Here is a 2,501-nt window from a genome sequence, read left to right on the forward strand (position 1 = left end):
TGAAAGTGGCGGCTCTTGCGGCGCACGCTCCAGCCTGCGTGCAGCGGTGGCAGCAGGTATTGCTCGTACAGCTCTTCCAGGATGCCCGGCGCTCCGGCCGACAGGTCGTTGTTGAGCAAGATGGTGCAGGGGTCGAAGTCCTTGAGCCCCAGGCGGCGCTTGCTGCGGATCACCGGCTCCAGCGTCACCGTCTCGCCGTGGGGCAGCGTGATCACCGTGGTCTTCTTGATGTCCGGGCTGATGGAGCCCACGCGCACATTGAGCCCGGCCATGTTGAAGATGCGCACCAGCTGCGCCACGTTGGCCAGGTAGAAAGTGTTGCGCGAATGGTTCTCGGGGATGATCAGCAGGTTGCGCGCCTCGGGGCAGATCTTCTCGATGGCCGCCATGGCCGCCTGCACCGCCAGCGGCAGCATCTCGGGCGTCAGGTTGTTCCAGCCGCCCGGAAACAGGTTGGTGTCCACCGGCGCCAGCTTGAAGCCCGCATTGCGGATGTCCACCGACGAATAGAACGGCGGCGTGTGCTCCATCCACTCCAGACGAAACCAGCGCTCGATGGCCGGCATGGAGTCCAGGATGCGCTGCTCCAGCTCGTTGATTGGCCCGGTGAGCGCGGTGATGAGATGGGGAACCATGAAGAGCCCTCGGATGTGACGGAAAGTCGATGGCGACGATTGTAGGGATAGCCCCAGGCGCTAACGCCGCCAGAACGCCGGCGTCAGCAGCGCCATGAAGCTGAGTATCTCCAGCCGCCCCAGCAGCATGGCCAGGGTGCAGACCCACAACTGAAAGTCCGTCAGCACCGCATAGTTGGACGCCGGCCCCAGCAGCCCCAGGCCCGGCCCCATGCAGTGCACGCTGGCCAGCACGGCAGAAAACGCGGTGACCATGTCCAGATCGGTCAGCAGCAGCACCATGCTCAGCACGATCACCGTGCCGCCGTACACCAGCATGAAGGCCAGCACCGAAAAAATCATGCGGTTGTCCACCACGCGATCACCCAGGCGCACAGGCTGCACCGCACGCGGATGCACGATGCGCGTCATCTCGCGGCGCGCCTGCTTGAGCAAAATCAGCATGCGCACCATCTTGATGCCGCCGCCCGTCGATCCCGCACTGGTGGCCACCCCCGACAGCAGCAGCATGAACACCGGCGCAAACACCGGCCAGCTCAGGTAGTCGGTGGTGGCAAAGCCCGTGGTCGTTGCCACCGACACCACGTTGAACATGCCGTGGCGCAGCGCCTGCAGCGGGTCGTACACGCCCTTGGCCCACAGCAGCAGCGCCACCACCAGGCCGCCCCCCAGCAGCGCAGCCACGGTGGCGCGCATTTCAGGGTCGCGCCAAAAGCCCCGCCAGTTGCCCTTGCGCAGCGCAATGAAGTACAGCGCAAAGTTGCAGCTGGCGAACAGCATGAAGACCAGGGCAATCGCCTCCAGCAGCGGCGACTCGAAGTAGGCAAAGCTCGCGTCATGCGGCGACAGGCCGCCCAGGCTGACGGTGGCAAACATGTGCATGACCGCATCCGGCGCCGTCATGCCGCCACGCCAGAACGCCAGCGCGCAGGCCAGCGAGAACACCACGTAAACGCCCCACAGGCCCTTGGCGGTCTCGGTCATGCGCGGCGTCAGCTTGGTGTCCTTCACGGGGCCGGCGGCCTCGGCCTTGAACAGCTGACTGCCGCCCACGCCCAGCAGCGGCAGCACTGCCACCGCCAGAATCAGGATGCCCATGCCGCCCATCCACTGCATGAAGGTGCGCCACATGTTCACCGACAGCGGCAGCCTGTCCAGCCCCACCAGCACCGTGGCCCCCGTGGTGGTCAGGCCAGAGACCGATTCGAAGTACGCGTGCGTAAACGACAGCGGCCGGCCTACCGCATGCATCACCAGCAGCAGCGGCACCGTCGCAAACAGCGGCAGCACCACCCACACCAGCGACACCAGCATCACCCCGTGGCGCGGCAGCAGCTCGCGCCGGTGCGCATGCAGGCCAGCCCACAGCAGCGCGCCAGCCACCAGCGTGACCGCCATTGCCGTGGCGTAGTGCTGCCACAGCCCCTCGTCGGCCCACAGCGACGCCGCCAGAGGCACGCCCATGGACAGCGCAAACATGGTCAGCAGCGCACCGAGCACGCGCAGGACGGGCAGGACGTCGGACATTGCGGCTCCTGCCTTCTAGAAAAACGTGGCGCTCACGCGGAACTGCTTTTCCACCTCGCGCACCAGCCGCTTGTGGGGCAGGAAGAACACCACGTGGTCGTTGCTCTCGATCACCGTGTGGCTGCGCGGAATGATCACCTGCGGCTGCGCCGCGGGTTGCGGCTCGGCGCCCTCCTCGGGCAGGCCGCGCACGATCAGGCCCATGTGCACCTCGGCCGGCAGGTGAATCTCGCTGACCTTGCGGCCCACCACGCGCGAGCTCTTGCGGTCGCCGCGGGCCACGATCTCCAGCGCCTCGGCCACGCCGCGGCGCAGGCTGTGCACCGCCTGCACGTCGCC

General features: G+C 66.7%; 3 protein-coding genes. All 3 read right to left on the minus strand.

What is annotated here, in order from left to right:
- A partial coding sequence (locus tag AB7E35_RS07845) for a glutamate--cysteine ligase (RefSeq protein WP_428167361.1) occupies positions 1-635 on the minus strand: 635 nt, incomplete at its 3' end.
- Between the two features lie 60 nt (positions 636-695).
- Complete coding sequence (locus tag AB7E35_RS07850) at positions 696-2,162, minus strand: TrkH family potassium uptake protein (protein WP_428163107.1); 1,467 nt, start codon at positions 2,160-2,162, stop codon at positions 696-698.
- A gap of 15 nt (positions 2,163-2,177) precedes the next feature.
- Positions 2,178-2,501, minus strand: a 324-nt coding sequence (locus tag AB7E35_RS07855) for a TrkA C-terminal domain-containing protein (protein WP_428167362.1), incomplete at its 5' end; no start/stop codon positions are given.

Source organism: Diaphorobacter sp., from assembly GCF_050251835.1.
Lineage (GTDB): Bacteria > Pseudomonadota > Gammaproteobacteria > Burkholderiales > Burkholderiaceae_C > JBFXIE01.